Genomic DNA, 16,876 nt, shown 5'->3' on the forward strand with positions numbered 1-16,876 from the left:
GATTTCTAATCCTCATAATTTTAATAACTGAAAATAAAATCAGCATAGTTATGAGTATCCTAACAAAAATTTTAGTTCCGTTCGATTCCTCACCAACTTCCGAGAATGCTTTATTATATGCTATTGATTTTATGCAAATTAATAAGGGGTCGGTTTTGCAGTTGGCCCATATCAAAAGCGCTCCAGAAGAAGAATATGACCCAAAAATTCATTTCGAAAGAATAATGGCATCAATTAAGAATCCTCCAAAAATTGAAGTAGTGTTTTTGACTGCTGAAGGAGCCTTAATTGACAACCTAATAAAATTTCAGCAAGAATATGATTCAGATCTAATTATTATGGGAACCAAAGGGGTTGAAAGGGGTGCTGAAGATAATTTAGAAACCAATACATCACGATTGGTTTTAGAAGCTGATTGTGCTGTAATCGTTGTCCCTCAGGATTATGAAAGCTTTAATATTAAGAAAATAGCATTGACTATTGGTGATAATCCAATAAATGAGCCGAAAGTTTTAAATGTATTACTGGATATCTCAAGAACGTTTGATGCAAAGGTGTTTGCTTTGACTGTCGATGACCCTACTTCACCACACGTTGCGGTAAACGAAAAGAATGAAGGCACTTTAGACTACTATTTGGAGTCGTTTTATGCGGTACATTCTTATCCGGAAAATGAAGACATGCTAGAAGGTATTTTTGACTATGTTAATAAAAATGAGATCGATTTGTTGGCCATATTACCTAGGAATCATGTCGAGAGTGCTAACGCATCTGAGGGTAGGCTTACGAAGTCGTTAACATTGCATTCAAAAGTTCCAGTTTTGGCAATTGATTAATCTCAAATAGAATAAGTATGGTCTTAGTACTTGTCATTTTAGCGGTGACTATAGCGTTGTTTATTTGGGGTAAATTCCCACCTGACGTGGTCGCATTAATGTCTATGATCGCTTTGTTTCTCTTTGATATCCTGGATGTTAAAGAGACCCTCTCTGGCTTTAGCAATCCTACTGTAATGATGATTGCGGCATTGTTTATTATAGGCGAAGGTTTATCTAGAACCGGTTGGACTGCAATCGCTGGTAAAAAGTTTGTGGAGTGGGCTAAGAATAGCGTTCCAAAACTGTTAGTAATTATTACACTAGGCTCTAGCGTACTATCTGGTTTTGTAAGTAACACAGGTACAGTCGCGGCTTTGTTACCTGTCACTGTATCTTCAGCTTGGAACGCTGCTACCTTGCCCTCAAAATTGTTAATGCCCGTTGCATTTGGTTCTAATACTGGCGGCTTACTTACATTAACAGGTACTCCTCCTAATATAATTGTAAGCAATGCTTTAACAGAACAAGGTTTTGAAGGTTTTTCTTTTTTTGAAATTGGGTTAATAGGTATTCCGCTACTCATTGCGGCCATCCTTTACTTTAGGTTTCTTGGTTATAGACTTTTGCCTTCTAACAAAACAAATAACAAGCCAGTCAGTATTGATGACGAACTATATAAATGGATTGAGAATTACAGTATTGGAAACAACCTTTATCGTTTAAGAATACGATCAATGTCACCATTACAAAACACCATTTTAAGTGAGTGGGATTTTGAGAAAAACTACCATGTAAGTGTTATGAGACTGAAACGAAGACACCCTAATATGGTTAAAGGTATTTTTCCTTTTGTTGAATTTCCTAAGCCTAGTACAGAAATGAGATATCACGATATCATTACTGTAAAGGGTGATGCAAGAGATGTTGATCATGTTATACGAAAATTCAAGTTGGGTGTTATTCCTTTAAAACCTGATGATCAGGCAGCCTTGAAAGATGAATTCATTAATCAGGAAGTTGGGATGGCACAAATGATTATTACTCCTAAATCTAGACTTGTTGGAAGCAGTATTCCATTAGGAAGTTATTTGAAGCAGTTTAATATTCAACTTTTGGGTGCTTCACGAGCCAACAAACCAATAAATGGTACTCATATAAAAATCGAAGCAGGTGACGCCTTTGTTATTAGAGGTTCTTGGAAAAATATAGAAGCGTTAAGCGCTATGTATGAAAACTTGGTCATATCAGGTAGCCCTGAGGCCATGGCAAAAAATGTAGATAAGCTCACCTTAAAATCATATATAGCATTATTCACATTAGTGGTATTGATTTTTCTGTTAGTGTTTAAAATTTTGCCTGGGGCAATTGCTGCCTTAGTATGTGCAGGAATCATGATGCTTACGGGTTGTGTACCCATTAGCAAGGCCTATAAAGGAATAAGTTGGACCAGTGTTGTAATGATTGCAGCGATGATTCCTATGGGTATGGCGTTACAAAAAACGGGGATAGCTCAGTTAGCTGCAAAAAGCTTGGTCGATTTTTTTGGTAAGGCAGGGCCAGTTTATTTATTAGGCGCATTTTTCATTTTGACGACCGCAATGAGTCAAACTATTAATAATTCGGCGACCGCGGTATTAATGGCTCCTATTTCATTGTTAGCTGCTACGACCTTAGGTGTATCTCCCAAGCCTTTTATGATAGCGGTAGCGGTAAGTGCGTCAACCGCCTTTTTAACACCTGTGGGTACAACCACCAATGCCATGGTGATGGCGGCAGGGGGATATAAATTTATAGATTACTTAAAAGTAGGGGCGCCATTGCTTCTATTCTTTTTTACAATAACAATAATACTTGTGCCAATTATTTGGCCTTTCTAATCATTTAAAAACACGTATCATGGAAACACTTGAAAGAATACCAAAAAAAGCCGATTTATCAGTATACGGAATTGAGAATGCAACTGTGAATTGGAACCTTAGCCCTGAAGAACTTCAAAAAATAACAGTTGAAAGAGGCATGGGGGTGGAAACAGATAACGGTACGCTAGCTATTAATACAGGAAAGTTTACCGGTAGATCTCCAAATGATCGTTTTTTAGTAAAAGATGATTATACAAAGGATAAAGTTTGGTGGGGACGTATCAATAAACCAATAACATCTGATAACTTTGATAAATTACAAGCTGAATTAGTGAATTATCTTTCTGGAAAAGAGATTTATGCTAGAGACGGCTATGTATGTTCGTATCCAACATATCGAATGAACGTTCGAACAATTACCGAATACCCGTGGTCTAATTTTTTTATCAATAGCATGTTTTTAAGGCTGGAAGATGATGAGATTGCTGACTTTGAAGAAGAGTGGTTAGTATTATGCGCGCCCGGATATGTATGCCCTGACCCAAAAGCTTTTGGTTTAAGACAGGGTAACTTTTCTATTTTAAATTTTACGAAAAAAATTGCTTTGGTTGGTGGATCGGCATATACTGGAGAAATGAAAAAAGGTATCTTTTCTGCCTTGAATTTGGTACTACCAGTTGAGAAAAACGTTTTGCCTATGCATTGTTCTGCCAATGTCGGCGAGGACGGAGATACAGCCATCTTTTTTGGGCTTTCTGGTACTGGTAAGACTACATTATCAGCGGATCCTGATAGAAGGCTAATAGGTGATGATGAGCACGGATGGACTTCAGATAATGTTATTTTTAATTTTGAAGGAGGGTGCTACGCAAAAGTGATCGATTTGACAGAAGAAAAAGAGCCAGATATTTATAGAGCTATTAAGCCAGGTGCACTTTTGGAAAATATCGTTTTTAAAGAAGGGACTAACGAACCGGACTACACTGACAGTAGTATTACACAAAATACCAGAGTAAGTTATCCTATTCACCATATTGAAAATATTGCAATTCCTTCGTACGCTAAAAACCCAACAAACATCTTTTTTCTAACCTGTGATGCCTTTGGAGTTTTACCTCCTATTTCTAAGCTTACACCAGGTCAGGCAGCCTATCATTTTATTTCAGGTTATACCGCTAAAGTGGCAGGAACCGAGGCAGGAATTACTGAGCCAGTGCCTTCATTCTCTGCGTGTTTTGGCGAACCATTCATGCCCTTACACCCAACAGTCTACGCTGAAATGCTGAGTAAAAAAATGACGGAGGCTGGGGTTAATGTATGGTTGGTAAACACTGGATGGAGTGGTGGACCCTATGGAGTGGGATCAAGAATTAAATTGAAATATACCAGAGCTATGATTACCGCAGCGATGCGTGGCGAGTTGGATAACGTAGACTATGATGAACACCCTATTTTTGGATTGCAAATGCCAAAGTATATCCACAATATTCCAAGTGAAATGCTAGACCCGATAAACACATGGTTGCAGAAAGGAGCATATATCAGTAAGGCTATTCAATTAGCGCATTCGTTTCATTTAAATTTTGATAAGTTTGCGAGTCAAGCTTCTGAAGAGATTATAAATGGAGGTCCATTAATTGATGCACACCACTCAATTGATCATATATAATAAGTTGAATTGTATTTTAAATTGATAATCAAAACACTCATGTTTTATACTTTAGCTAAGTAAAACATGAGTGTTACCTATTTTAGGAGCATTTTCTGTAAAATTTAAATTCAGTATAATAGTTTTAGAAAAAAGTAGATTGATATAAGCGCTTAAAAAATGGATTTGGATACATATATTCGAGATATTGAAAACTTTCCTAAACCGGGAATTGTTTTTAAAGACATTACACCTCTTCTGTCTAATAAAGAAGCATTAAATACCTGCTTTGAAGCCTTGCATGCGTTGGCGGCAGATTTGAATATTGATAAAGTTGTTGGAATAGAATCTCGAGGCTTTTTCTTTGGTACGATGTTGGCGAATAAACTTAATGCGGGTTTCGTACCGGTTAGAAAACCAGGAAAATTACCATATACTACTTTTGAGGAACGTTATGAGCTTGAGTACGGAACAGATAGCTTACAAATGCATACTGACGCTATACGAGAAGGAGAGCATGTCTTAATTCACGATGACGTACTTGCAACAGGAGGTACTGCTAAAGCAGCATGCGATTTGGTTACCAAAGCGGGTGGTATCATTGTCCAGTGTAATTTTATAATGGAATTGGAGTTTTTGAAAGGAAGTGAAAAAATTGCCTTTCCCATTAAGTCGGTAGTGAAATACTAGTCTAAAGCTCGTTTAGTTACATACAATTTCCATCCAAAAATAGCCATCTGCCATTTTGATGCTTTCGAAAGATCTAAACGTCTTTTAGTAAAGCTTGGTAAAAGTGCTTTGTTGATTGTTGCTAAAAATTTGAACCAACTTCGCTTCATAGATTTTAATTTGAGTCGAAAATTACTAAAAATTACCCAGCCTAGGATTTTGGGTAGCCTTTAGTGGTTGCTTAGAGGTGTTTATCCAATAAAAACTTCTAATGCGGTAGTAACGACGTAAACAAGTAAAGCGATCATTTGTTAGTGGTTTTAAAAGGTTAATTAATAGCTTCGATAATCAATTGTTCAGCCAATATGAATGATAAAAATCATGCTGCCAAATGTTTTGATCGAAATCTATACAATTGAATACATGTTTATAAGTGAAAAAATAGAATATGTTTCAATATTTATATATCGGTCTTCAATAAAATTATAAATTGAAGTTATAAATGTAATTTTTAGTTTTAAATAGTAATAGTTGTAGGGGCTTTTTGGGATGGTTTTTTAAAACCAAGGGGCATTTCATCTTGAAAATGACATTTTTTGATGTTTTCATCTTTTTCCTACAATTGTTACCATAAAAAAAAGCACCTTTTGTAAGGTGCTTTTTAAGATGGTTTTTGTGTAAAAAATTATTTCTTTAGTTTGATAACGACTACACCGTTTTTTCCTTTTTTACCATAAAGTTTGATGGCTGATTCATTTTTAAAAACCGATACAGATTCTATATTGTCAGGATCTAAATTGGTAAACGTATCTAGTTTAGTTTCCTTGCCATCAATAATAATTAGTGGGCGCTTTTCTTTATCGGTTTCTATACGAGTAATTTCTTGAAGTTCTTCTAAAGCATCCGATGCTTCCTCTCTAATAGCAATAGATTCTTCAATTACCTCTTCTACTACTTCGGTGGTTGAGCTTACAATTAATTGGCCATTGATTTTGCCTACCATAATAGTCGGTATGGGTGTATTTTTAGAATTTTTAAAGGTTGCACTCGACAGTTTTCCTTTACCATCACTTAAGGTTAGTTTGATTCGAATGATTTCTCCTAGTTTGTTGCGCTTTAGTTTTTCAACTTTCAAATCGAGGTTTCCATGCTTTTTGAGGTTTGATTTAACTTTTTGAATTCCTTGATCGCTTGTGGTATTATTAATGTAGTGTTTGTTGATTATTTTTTGTTCTACAATTATTTCTTCTTCTTCTTTTTCATCTTTTTCTTCTTCCTCAATTTGTTCAATTAATTCAACGCCGGTGTCCAATACCCATTGATTATTGTTATGTATCATTTTAGTATCAGAAGTAATGAAAATACCACCGTCATCATCATAGCCAAAAATAATAGGCGCAATGCCCTTATTGTTATTCTGAGAACTACTTGCAGTCCCATTCTTGTTAGCAAAACTTATGCTAATGTCAGTGATTATCCCTTTCGAATTGCGCTTTAGGTTTTCAATTTTCAGCTCGCAGTTGTATTTGTTCTTAGCTAGTTCTTTTAATTTATCAAGTTCTTGTTCACTTGTATTTTTTGTTATTTTGAAGGATACCGTTTCATTTGAACTTAGTTTCTTGATATTCTTCTTGGGTACAAGTTTGATTTCACCTTTAACTTCATAAGCACCGTCTTTTGCAGCTTGACCATATTTTTTAATGGCTTTACTTGGTTTTATCATTTTTAGTTCACCCAAGATATGCAGTTCTTCCGTTTCTGTCTCCTTGATGTGAGCTGCTTTGCCATTAAGGATAATCAGTGGGTTTTCACCCATTTTTTCTTTTCCCTTATCTTGTGTGCTCGAATTGACGCTCTCATTATGGTGTCCCGATGTGTCTACAGTTTTTAAGCTTGCAACCACTAATCTAGGGTTAAGGGCATTACCTTCTTTCAAAACTTCAAAATGTAAATGCGATCCAGTAGATAATCCGGTGTTGCCGACAAAGGCGATCACATCGCCCATATTTACGTGATCATTTACCTTAACATTGAACTTTTGCAAGTGCGAATAGCTAGTTTTATTACCATCTTTATGTTCAATAATTAATCTGTTGCCATGTTTTCCGTCATTCTTGGCTAGGATAATTTGGCCACTAGAAGCAGCAAGAACTTCGGTTCCAATCTTGGCAACGAGATCGATACCATTATGAAATTCCATTTTTTTGGTAAATGGACTTTTATGCATCCCAAAATCCGAGGTGATTTTTTGTAGATCTTTTTTGGCAATGGGACTTATATATTCATCTGCAATTTTAACAGCTGGTGGTTCTGTTTTAAATTTTGTCTCTTCCTTTACATTAAAACTATACATAAAGATTGCTAAAAATGGTAGGATGAAAGCCATTTTAAGTAAATTTCGCTTTTGCGAAGATTGTTGATTGATCATTACTATTCGTTTTTTGATTAATGAATTGAAAAAATTATTGGTCAATGTGAGGTTATATTGACCGATGGATACTTTTAAAAGTGTTTTCTGATAATGAGCCTTTGAGTGTGTTTTGGTCAATGCTTCGTAGTCCGCAATAAATTCTAAGTTTTGTTGAATACTACGTTTATACAACCAAGAAAACGGATTAAACCATTGCAAAGCAATGAACAGTTCGGTTGCAATAAGGTCTAAACTATGTCGTTGAGAACAGTGGGCTTTCTCATGAGCCAATATGACGGCTAACTCATCTTTGGTGTATAAGCTAGGATTAAATACAATGGTGTTGAAAAATGAAAAAGGTGCTATTTCTGTATCGACCTCTACCAATTTAAAACCACTTTCAAAGCTGGTAGGATAGGTGTTGATTAATTTACGTAAAGCCACAAATTGAAGGAATAATCTGCCTAACATAAAAAGCACACCAATCGTGTAAATTATTGCAAATATCATTAACCAGTCAATCTCAAATTGTTTCTGCACAACTGCGGTTGTACGTTCTGCTGGTTCTATTATTGTGGATGTTATTGCTGACGTTTGTTCTAAAACCGGTTTGTCGATATAAACTGTTTTCGTGAATACCAGAAAGGGCAATGCCAAGGCAGCAACTAAACCCGCAACTAGGAAATGACGGTTGGCATTAAAAAAAGTATGTTTTTTTAAAAATAGTTGGTAACAGCCGTAAAAAATAATGGTAATCGCTGCTACCTTGCTTAGGTAGATAAAAAAGGTTTCCATTACTATTCTTTTTCAATAAGTTTGATAATTTCTTTAAGGTCCTCCACGCTAATTTTTTCTTCTTTTGCGAAAAAAGAAACCACATTTTTATAGCTATTGTTAAAGTAACTTTCAATGGCTTTATTCATAAACCGTTTTCTGTAATCTTCTTTACTAACAATAGGGTAGTAGCGATGCGTTTTTCCAAACGCTTCATAGGCGACATAACCTTTGTCTTCAAGATTTCTGATAATGGTTGACAATGTATTGTAATGCGGGGGATCATTTTTGATTTCGGCCAAAACCTCTTTTACAAAAGCTTTTTCTAGCTTCCATAAAATATGCATAATTTCTTCTTCTTTATTAGTGAGTTTGTGCATGATTGATAAATTAATGAGACGAATATAACTAAAAAAACAGTTTTAAAACTATAAAAATAGTTATTTAACGAAATTTATAGTTTTAGCAGTGAAAGTTGAAAAAGTATTTGGGTAGGGGTGTAGAAACACTCTCATGGTTTTTAGGGCACGTAAAATCATTGTTCTCAGTCCTTGTATCTTGGTTTTTGTCTTCTGTTTCTAGCTTCTATTAATTAAAATTTTGTCACTTAAATCATCGATCTATTATCCAGAAAAGAATAATTTACCATTCATCATTCTACATTCTTAAATGTAACTATCTTCGCAGCAAATTTTTGGGATGGATTATATCTTTATAATTGGTGGGTTAGCTGCACTCATAGTTGGCGGAGATCTTCTGTTGAAGGCCGCTGTTGGTCTTTCGTTACGTCTAGACATCCCAAAGATTGTAATTGGTATGACCGTCGTGTCTTTTGCCACATCAGCGCCAGAACTTATCGTCAGTATTAAATCAGCATTAGATGGTTCCCCGGATCTTGCTTTAGGTAATGTGGTCGGATCGAATATTGCCAATCTTGCTTTGGTATTGGGTATCACTATTAGCTTATCGGCCATTCAAGTTGAAAAAGGTTTTTACAAAACAGATTGGCCTATGATGATGCTTATATCTGTTTTGTTGTATCTATTTATTGCCTTTGATGGTGTATTAGTTTGGTATGAAGGCGTAATCTTTTTTGTTTTACTCATCGCATTTTTGGTGTATTTACTGCGTTTTCAACAACCTGCTGTTGTCGATGAATCTCCAGAAGATGATGAAGTAATACCTTTGTATAAGGTCATTCTATTTCTGGCAATAGGAGGCTTTGGATTATGGGGAGGATCAGAATTACTTATTGAAGGCGCTAAAAGCATGGCAGCTGCCTTTGGTGTTAGTGAGCGTATTATTGGTATTACCGTGGTCTCCATTGGTACCAGTATACCTGAACTTGCTGCATCTATAATTGCGGTAATTAAAAAGGAAAAAGCAATTTCACTGGGTAATCTTATAGGCTCAAACATCTTTAACATTGGTGCAGTACTTGGTATTACTTCAATGATAACGCCTGTTAAAGTGATTGACCAGGGGTTACTAACTAGTGATATTTTCTGGATGCTGGGGATATCATTTATTGTGCTTCCTCTGGTATTTTTGCCTAGAGGATTTCGATTAGGCTGGCGAGATGGTATTGTGTTACTCGGCTTGTACATGGCGTTTTTATATGTAACGCTTACCTAGGCTTCTATTAATGGTTATTTGATTTTTTAACTGCCCGTTGAATTAGCTTTTAACGAAAGCAAATGGTAATCTATTTGGAATTTAAATAATTTAATTTTCGGGTTTTGTAGTTTGACCTCTTTGAATTTATCCAATAAAAAAGCCATCTTGTTGAAGATGGCTTTTACTAATATATTCTAAGCTTACTAATTAAACATCAGCAGACTTTACAGTTTCGATGATTCTACCCGCAATTTTGTACGGATCTCCGTTAGATGCTGGACGACGATCTTCTAACCAACCTTTCCATCCTTTTTCAACGGTGATAATAGGAATACGAATAGAAGCCCCACGGTCAGATATTCCGTAACTAAAATCATGAATCGAAGCAGTTTCGTGTAACCCTGTTAAACGTTGATCATTAAATTCTCCGTACACAGCAATATGTTCTGCTGCCACAGGTCTGAATGCTTCACATATTTTTTCGTAAACTTCTTGAGATCCACATGTTCTTAAAGTCGTATTTGAGAAGTTAGCGTGCATTCCAGAACCGTTCCAATCTCCTTTTACAGGTTTTGGGTGATATTCAATATAGTATCCATATGATTCTGTTAAACGATCCAATAAGTATCTAGCAATCCAAATTTCATCCCCCGCTTTCTTAGCACCTTTAGCAAATAATTGGAATTCCCATTGTCCTGCAGCCACTTCTTGGTTAATACCTTCAAAGTTTAATCCTGCAGCAATACAAAGATCGGCATGTTCTTCAACGAACTCGCGACCCCAAGTGTTTTTACCACCAACAGAGCAATAGTATAGACCTTGAGGTCCTGGATAACCACCAATTGGGAAACCAAGTGGTAACTGTGTATTTACATCCATGATGAAGTACTCCTGCTCAAAACCAAACCAGAAATCGTTGTCATCATCATCAATTGTTGCTCTTGAATTTGATTCATGTGGAGTACCGTCAGCATTTAATACTTCGGTCATTACTAAGTATCCGTCTTTTCTTACAGGATCAGGATATATAGCCACTGGCTTTAGTAAGCAATCAGAAGATCCTCCTTCTGCTTGTTGGGTAGAACTTCCATCAAAAGACCAAATAGGACAGTCTTCTAGTTTACCGCTAAAATCGTCTTCAACTTTAGTTTTACTTCTTAGGTTAGCTGTGGGTTTGTAACCATCAAGCCAGATGTACTCTAATTTAGATTTACTCATAATAGGTGATTCTTTTTTTGAACTAACAAAATTTCGCAGCAAATATATGAGTTTTTAAGAAAGGCTATCAAAATTAAGGGGGTAAAATGCCAATAAACAAGATATATTTATCAACACCCTAAAAAAATAGGGGGTATGGATATTTAAAATTAATTATTAACAATATATTTGCTTAAAAATATAGATATGTCAACGCTGCGATTTGATGCTTTGAAGAAAACAATGGGGCGTAAGCCTATTATTATTGATGATAACGAGAAAAGATCGGCTTTATTCGGAGTAAATGTATTTAATGAAAAAGCAATGCGTCAATACCTCACAACAGACGCATTTATGAGTGTACAAGATGCCATTGTTAACGGCTCAAAAATAAAAAGAGTAGTGGCTGACCAAATTGCTGCAGCAATGAAGGATTGGGCCATGTCTAAAAGTGTAACTCATTATACCCATTGGTTTCAACCCTTAACTGGTGCAACTGCTGAAAAACATGATGCTTTTTTCGAACTGTTAGACAGCAATCAAGGTATTGAAAAGTTTGATGGTGGGCAGCTTGTGCAGCAAGAACCTGATGCATCTAGCTTCCCACACGGGGGTATTCGTAATACATTTGAAGCACGTGGGTATACGGCTTGGGACCCTTCATCGCCTTCGTTTATATACGGTACAACCTTATGTATACCTACGGTGTTCGTGTCCTATACCGGAGAAGCGTTAGACTATAAAACACCATTATTAAGAGCGCTTCATGCCGTTGATGAAGCTGCCTCTGATGTTGCGAAGTATTTTGATAAAAGTGTTCGTAAAGTAAATGCATCTTTAGGTTGGGAGCAAGAATATTTTTTAATTGATGAAGCCTTGGTTATGGCAAGACCAGACCTTACAATGACTGGAAGAACCTTGCTAGGGCATACATCAGCTAAGGGGCAACAACTAGACGATCATTATTTTGGTAGTATACCCACCAGAGCATTGCGATTTATGCAAGATCTTGAAAAAGAATGTATGTTGCTAGGTATTCCAGTAAAGACCAGACATAATGAGGTAGCACCAAATCAATTTGAATTGGCGCCAATTTATGAAGAAGCTAATTTGGCTGTTGACCATAATTCGTTGGTGATGGATTTAATGGGCAAAGTAGCAGCAAGACATCATTTTAAAGTATTGTTGCATGAAAAACCTTTTAAAGGTGTTAATGGCTCGGGAAAACACAATAATTGGTCTTTAACAACTGATACTGGTGTTAACTTACTAAGCCCAGGTAAAACCCCAATGAGTAACTTACAGTTTCTTACCTTTTTTATTAATACAATCAAAGCAATACAAGAATATGAAGAACTAATGCGTTCTGGTATTGCATCAGCAAGTAATGACCATCGCTTGGGCGCTAATGAAGCTCCACCAGCAATTATGTCTGTTTTTATTGGTGATCAGCTTACCAAAGTATTAAAAGAGCTAGAGGGGGTCACGACTGGTAAACTCTCTCCGCAGGAAAAAACCGATTTAAAACTCAACGTCGTCGGCAAGATCCCTGAGATTTTATTAGATAATACGGATAGAAACCGTACTTCTCCTTTTGCATTTACAGGAAATAAATTTGAGTTTAGAGCTGTAGGTTCTAAAGCCAATTGTGCGAAGCCTATGATTATTTTGAATACGATTGTTGCTAAGCAATTACAGGATTTTAAAATAGAAGTAGACAAGCTTATTGATAAAAAAAGTTTGAAAAAAGATGAGGCTATTTTTAATGTGCTTAGAGAGTATATAAAAGGTTCAAAGCGCATACTTTTTGACGGTAACGGCTATGATGAATCTTGGGAAAAAGAAGCGAAAAAAAGAAAACTAAGCAATAATAAAACCACTCCCGAAGCGCTTAAAATTCAAATTGAAAAATCGACTATCGATGTATTCTCAACAATGAAAGTGATGAACAAAGTCGAGTTAGAAGCGCGTTATGAAATTGAAGTAGAAGAATATGCTAAACGCATTCAAATTGAAGGGCGCGTGCTTGGTGATGTGGCTAGAAACCATATTATCCCCACAGCGATAAAATATCAGAATTTATTGATCGATAACGTGAAGGGATTAAAAGATATTTATGGGACATCATTCAAAAAAATGGCGTTAGAGCAAATGGATTTGATTGAACAAATTTCAAACCATATCGAAAAGATTAATGCCGGTGTTACCCAAATGATAGAAGAACGTAAAAAAGCAAATGCCTTAATCGATCTTGGTAAAAAAGCGGCTATGTACTGCGATAAGGTAAAACCTTATTTTGAAGAAATACGATATCATTGTGACAAGCTTGAACTATTGGTTGACGACGAACTTTGGCCATTAACAAAGTATCGTGAATTGTTGTTTACACGTTAATAAAATTATGCTTTCATTACTATGAAAGCAGTAATTTTTTTTAGATTAATACTACTTTTGCTGTACAACAAAAATTCATGAGTTCAGAAGTTTCACAACGTTATTCGGGAAGAGGTGTATCAGCATCAAAAGAAGATGTACACAACGCTATTAAGAACATTGACAGGGGGCTTTTTCCGAAGGCTTTTTGCAAAATAGTACCAGATTATCTTACCAATGACGATGAATATTGTTTGATAATGCACGCAGATGGTGCCGGGACCAAATCATCCTTGGCTTATATGTACTGGAAAGAAACGGGTGATATTTCTGTTTGGAAAGGAATTGCGCAAGATGCGTTGATCATGAATATTGACGATTTGTTGTGTGTTGGTGCGACCGATAATATCATGCTATCTTCTACTATTGGTAGAAATAAAAACTTGATTCCGGGCGAAGTGATTTCTGCAATAATTAATGGTACTGAAGCACTTATTGAAGAGTTAAAAGGTTTTGGTGTCACCATACATTCCACTGGAGGAGAAACAGCTGACGTGGGCGATTTAGTTAGGACAATTATTGTTGATAGTACCGTAACTGCGCGAATGAAGCGTACTGATGTCATTGACAATGCTAATATTAAAGCTGGAGATGTTATTGTTGGGCTTTCATCATATGGGCAAGCCTCCTACGAAACAGCATATAATGGCGGGATGGGAAGTAATGGGCTAACCTCGGCCAGGCATGATGTCTTTGGGAAGTATTTAGCTGAAAAATTCCCTGAAAGTTATGACCACGCCGTACCATCTGAACTGGTATATTCAGGCAATACTAAATTAGAAGATACCGTTGAAGATGCTCCGATTGATGCCGGTAAACTAGTGTTATCGCCAACACGAACTTATGCACCAATTATTAAAGAAATTCTTTCGAAATACGATGCGAAAGAGGTTCATGGAATGGTTCACTGCAGCGGTGGTGCGCAAACAAAAATTCTTCATTTTGTAGATGGGCTGCATATTATAAAGGACAATATGTTCGAGATACCTCCTTTATTTCGGTTGATACAGGAGCAGTCCGGAACCGATTGGAAAGAGATGTATCAAGTGTTTAATATGGGACATCGAATGGAATTATATGTAGACGCTTCCATTGCTGATGATCTCATTTCAATTTCAAAGTCATTTAATGTCGATGCTCAAATTGTCGGTCGAGTAGAAGCGGCTGATTCTAAAAAGCTGACTATTAAAAGTGAGTTTGGCTCCTTTACCTATTAGTTTTCTTAGCGATAACTCCATTTGGTAAATAGTCATAATCTTCCAGTTCTGTAAGTCGATCGATCTTTTAAGTACATCTGTTTTTTAGGAGATAGATATCATCTGCTACATCGATTACGGTTTGGTAATAATGATCAGTTAAAATAATGGCTTTGTTATTTTTTTGCTGCTTAATGAATTCTTTTACTTTTTCGACATAAATAGGCGCAATATGCATAAAGGGTTCATCTAACAAAATAATTGGTTTGTTTGAGAATAAGGCTAAGTAAATTTCTACTAGTTGTAATTCACCACTTGACAAGTTTTCCGGTCTCTTATTTTTGTATTTTTCTAATTGAGGAAAATCACTAACAAAGGAGGTCCATGAAATTTGCTGTAAATAGAATGCTTTATGAAGCTTCATAAAGTTTGGTATTGTCTGTATTTGTGAGGATAAGTATACCTTTCCCGTGGTGTATAATTTTCTTACAACCGGCTTTTTATCAACCCGAACCAACTTATATTTAGGTTGTAGGCTTCCAAAAATAATGGATAGCAAACTGCTTTTACCTGAGCCATTCCGGCCTAAGAGTCCGGTTACTTTTCCGGTTTCTGCCTTTAGGTAAACCCCATTTAATATGGTTTTCACACCAAAACTTAATTCAACATTATCTATTTCAACGACCATAACCATGTCTTAAATAATAGGATGGTGGCACAAAGCATAAAATCCAGTAAAACAAAAATCAAGATCAGCTTCGTTTTGGTAATACCAAGATTATGATAGAAAGCAAGAATGTTTTTTTGCCTGTTGCTTGAATATCCCCAGATAATAGCGAATGAACAAATTATTTTGGCAGTTATAAATACAGCATTATTACCAGTTAAAAAAAGAGCTATTAAGCTTATAAAGCTTGTAGACTGCAGAAATTGTTTGTAAAAGTGCAGTATTGCTGATAGTTGCATTCATGAAAATTATGATTTCATCAGGAAGCTGCAAAAAGATTAACATCGCATTAGGGATTGAAGTTGGCTACCCTGTTGTGCATAAAGCCCGACCGAGAGAATTAATTATATTTTTAATATTCAACTAGACGCAATATGCACAAGGGAACGATAGAAAAGTCTTCAAAAAGTGTACCTTTACGATCTTAGAATTGGAACAGATTTATGCTAGAGAAATTACAAATAGTAAAACAACGCTTTGACGAGGTAAGTGACTTAATTATACAACCAGATATTATTTCTGATCAGAAGAAATATGTTCAGTTAAATAAGGAGTATAAGGATCTTAAAAACCTAGTTGATAAGCGCGCTGTCTATATTCAACTTACTGACAATATTAAGGAAGCCGAGGAGATTATAGCTGATGGTAGTGATGCTGAAATGGTTGAAATGGCAAAAATGGAGTTAGAAGAAGCCAAGGAAAAACTGCCAAAACTTGAAGAGGAAATCAAGCTAATGTTAATCCCAAAAGATCCTGAAGATAGTAAGAATGTCGTGGTTGAAGTACGCGCAGGTACTGGTGGCGATGAAGCAAGTATTTTCGCCGGAGATTTACACCGTATGTATACCAAATATTGTGAAGGTAAAGGCTGGAAGGTGAGTGTGATTGACTTTAGCGAAGGAACTGCCGGTGGTTTTAAAGAAATACAGTTTGAAGTTACAGGTGAAGAGGTGTATGGTACTTTAAAGTTTGAAGCGGGTGTGCATCGGGTACAACGGGTACCACAAACGGAGACTCAAGGACGTGTACATACCAGTGCGGCTACTGTAATGGTGTTACCTGAGGCAGAAGAATTTGACGTACAGATAGATCCTAAAGATGTTCGTATTGATTATTTCTGTTCTTCCGGGCCTGGGGGGCAGTCGGTTAACACTACTTATTCTGCCGTGCGGCTTACGCATGTACCCACGGGATTAGTAGCGCAATGCCAGGATCAAAAATCGCAACATAAAAACAAGGAAAAAGCCTTTAAGGTATTACGTTCACGTCTATATGATCTTGAGCTGGCCAAAAAACAAGAGGAGGATGCTGCTAAGCGAAGCAGCCAAGTAAGTAGCGGGGATCGATCTGCTAAAATTAGAACCTATAACTATCCGCAAGGCCGAGTAACCGATCACCGAATTAACCTTACCCTATATGATTTACAAAACATTATTAATGGTGACATTCAAAAGATCATAGATGAGTTGCAGTTGGTACAAAATACAGAAAAGTTGAAAGAGGCTGGTGAAGTCATCTAACTACTGGT

13 protein-coding genes are annotated in these 16,876 nt (G+C 36.3%); 8 read left to right on the top strand and 5 right to left on the bottom strand.

The annotated features are described in order from the left end of the window. Nucleotides 1-50: 50 nt before the first annotated feature. From ABN763_RS00635 to ABN763_RS00650, 4 genes are all read left to right on the top strand, one after another. Entirely contained in the window at nucleotides 51-836 is a 786-nt protein-coding gene (locus tag ABN763_RS00635; protein WP_410483467.1) for a universal stress protein, read from the top strand. A gap of 17 nt (nucleotides 837-853) precedes the next feature. Further along, complete coding sequence (locus tag ABN763_RS00640; RefSeq protein ID WP_410483468.1) at nucleotides 854-2,695, top strand: SLC13 family permease; 1,842 nt, start codon at nucleotides 854-856, stop codon at nucleotides 2,693-2,695. A gap of 19 nt (nucleotides 2,696-2,714) precedes the next feature. Next, nucleotides 2,715-4,346, top strand: coding sequence for a phosphoenolpyruvate carboxykinase (ATP) (pckA, locus tag ABN763_RS00645; RefSeq protein ID WP_410483469.1), 1,632 nt, complete (start codon nucleotides 2,715-2,717; stop codon nucleotides 4,344-4,346). 159 nt (nucleotides 4,347-4,505) lie between these two features. After that, nucleotides 4,506-5,015, top strand: coding sequence for an adenine phosphoribosyltransferase (locus ABN763_RS00650; RefSeq protein ID WP_410483470.1), 510 nt, complete (start codon nucleotides 4,506-4,508; stop codon nucleotides 5,013-5,015). On the opposite strand, the gene ABN763_RS00655 is transcribed toward ABN763_RS00650, so the two are convergent. The 3 genes from ABN763_RS00655 to ABN763_RS00665 form a co-directional block, all read right to left on the bottom strand. Continuing rightward, nucleotides 5,012-5,164, bottom strand: a complete 153-nt coding sequence (locus ABN763_RS00655; RefSeq protein ID WP_410483471.1) for an SsrA-binding protein — start codon at nucleotides 5,162-5,164, stop codon at nucleotides 5,012-5,014. The two genes, ABN763_RS00650 and ABN763_RS00655, sit on opposite strands and share 4 nt — an antisense overlap. Nucleotides 5,165-5,679: 515 nt before the next feature. Continuing rightward, entirely contained in the window at nucleotides 5,680-8,199 is a 2,520-nt protein-coding gene (locus ABN763_RS00660) for a peptidoglycan DD-metalloendopeptidase family protein (protein ID WP_410483472.1), read from the bottom strand. A 2-nt stretch (nucleotides 8,200-8,201) separates the two neighbouring features. Continuing rightward, nucleotides 8,202-8,558 carry a BlaI/MecI/CopY family transcriptional regulator gene (locus ABN763_RS00665; RefSeq protein WP_410483473.1) on the bottom strand — a complete coding sequence of 119 codons (357 nt, stop codon included), beginning with the start codon at nucleotides 8,556-8,558 and terminating at the stop codon, nucleotides 8,202-8,204. 319 nt (nucleotides 8,559-8,877) lie between these two features. Between ABN763_RS00665 and ABN763_RS00670 the strand changes: the two genes are divergently transcribed. Beyond that, on the top strand, nucleotides 8,878-9,813 hold the full coding sequence (locus ABN763_RS00670) for a calcium/sodium antiporter (protein WP_410483474.1): 936 nt from the start codon (nucleotides 8,878-8,880) through the stop codon (nucleotides 9,811-9,813). Nucleotides 9,814-10,002: 189 nt separating this feature from the next. Here the strand turns inward: ABN763_RS00670 and ABN763_RS00675 are convergent, their stop codons facing one another. Beyond that, nucleotides 10,003-11,013: a glutamine synthetase beta-grasp domain-containing protein gene (locus ABN763_RS00675; RefSeq protein ID WP_410483475.1), complete on the bottom strand. Its 1,011-nt coding sequence runs from the start codon at nucleotides 11,011-11,013 to the stop codon at nucleotides 10,003-10,005. A 186-nt stretch (nucleotides 11,014-11,199) separates the two neighbouring features. On the opposite strand from ABN763_RS00675, the gene ABN763_RS00680 reads away from it, so the two are divergent. Both ABN763_RS00680 and ABN763_RS00685 read left to right on the top strand, forming a co-directional pair. Further along, on the top strand, nucleotides 11,200-13,386 hold the full coding sequence (locus ABN763_RS00680; RefSeq protein WP_410483476.1) for a glutamine synthetase III: 2,187 nt from the start codon (nucleotides 11,200-11,202) through the stop codon (nucleotides 13,384-13,386). Nucleotides 13,387-13,463: 77 nt separating this feature from the next. After that, entirely contained in the window at nucleotides 13,464-14,642 is a 1,179-nt protein-coding gene (locus ABN763_RS00685) for an AIR synthase related protein (protein WP_410483477.1), read from the top strand. Nucleotides 14,643-14,709: 67 nt separating this feature from the next. Here the strand turns inward: ABN763_RS00685 and ABN763_RS00690 are convergent, their stop codons facing one another. Continuing rightward, a complete protein-coding gene (locus ABN763_RS00690) occupies nucleotides 14,710-15,309 on the bottom strand; it encodes an ATP-binding cassette domain-containing protein (RefSeq protein WP_410483478.1) in 600 nt (199 codons plus the stop codon). Between the two features lie 482 nt (nucleotides 15,310-15,791). On the opposite strand from ABN763_RS00690, the gene prfA reads away from it, so the two are divergent. Continuing rightward, nucleotides 15,792-16,868 (top strand): peptide chain release factor 1, encoded by a 1,077-nt coding sequence (gene prfA / locus ABN763_RS00695; RefSeq protein WP_410483479.1) that lies wholly within the window; start codon nucleotides 15,792-15,794, stop codon nucleotides 16,866-16,868. Nucleotides 16,869-16,876: the final 8 nt, after the last annotated feature.

The sequence above is a fragment of the Spongiivirga sp. MCCC 1A20706 genome (assembly GCF_046524175.1).
GTDB lineage: Bacteria > Bacteroidota > Bacteroidia > Flavobacteriales > Flavobacteriaceae > Spongiivirga.

Bases quoted from the DNA above. Each gene is read 5' to 3' on its own strand.
- ABN763_RS00675 (WP_410483475.1), bottom strand. From the start codon at position 11,013: ATGAGTAAATCTAAATTAGAGTACATCTGGCTTGATGGTTACAAACCC.
- ABN763_RS00670 (WP_410483474.1), top strand. From the start codon at position 8,878: ATGGATTATATCTTTATAATTGGTGGGTTAGCTGCACTCATAGTTGGC.
- ABN763_RS00665 (WP_410483473.1), bottom strand. From the start codon at position 8,558: ATGCACAAACTCACTAATAAAGAAGAAGAAATTATGCATATTTTATGG.
- ABN763_RS00685 (WP_410483477.1), top strand. From the start codon at position 13,464: ATGAGTTCAGAAGTTTCACAACGTTATTCGGGAAGAGGTGTATCAGCA.
- pckA (WP_410483469.1), top strand. From the start codon at position 2,715: ATGGAAACACTTGAAAGAATACCAAAAAAAGCCGATTTATCAGTATAC.
- ABN763_RS00660 (WP_410483472.1), bottom strand. From the start codon at position 8,199: ATGGAAACCTTTTTTATCTACCTAAGCAAGGTAGCAGCGATTACCATT.
- ABN763_RS00640 (WP_410483468.1), top strand. From the start codon at position 854: ATGGTCTTAGTACTTGTCATTTTAGCGGTGACTATAGCGTTGTTTATT.
- ABN763_RS00655 (WP_410483471.1), bottom strand. From the start codon at position 5,164: ATGAAGCGAAGTTGGTTCAAATTTTTAGCAACAATCAACAAAGCACTT.
- prfA (WP_410483479.1), top strand. From the start codon at position 15,792: ATGCTAGAGAAATTACAAATAGTAAAACAACGCTTTGACGAGGTAAGT.
- ABN763_RS00680 (WP_410483476.1), top strand. From the start codon at position 11,200: ATGTCAACGCTGCGATTTGATGCTTTGAAGAAAACAATGGGGCGTAAG.
- ABN763_RS00650 (WP_410483470.1), top strand. From the start codon at position 4,506: ATGGATTTGGATACATATATTCGAGATATTGAAAACTTTCCTAAACCG.
- ABN763_RS00690 (WP_410483478.1), bottom strand. From the start codon at position 15,309: ATGGTCGTTGAAATAGATAATGTTGAATTAAGTTTTGGTGTGAAAACC.
- ABN763_RS00635 (WP_410483467.1), top strand. From the start codon at position 51: ATGAGTATCCTAACAAAAATTTTAGTTCCGTTCGATTCCTCACCAACT.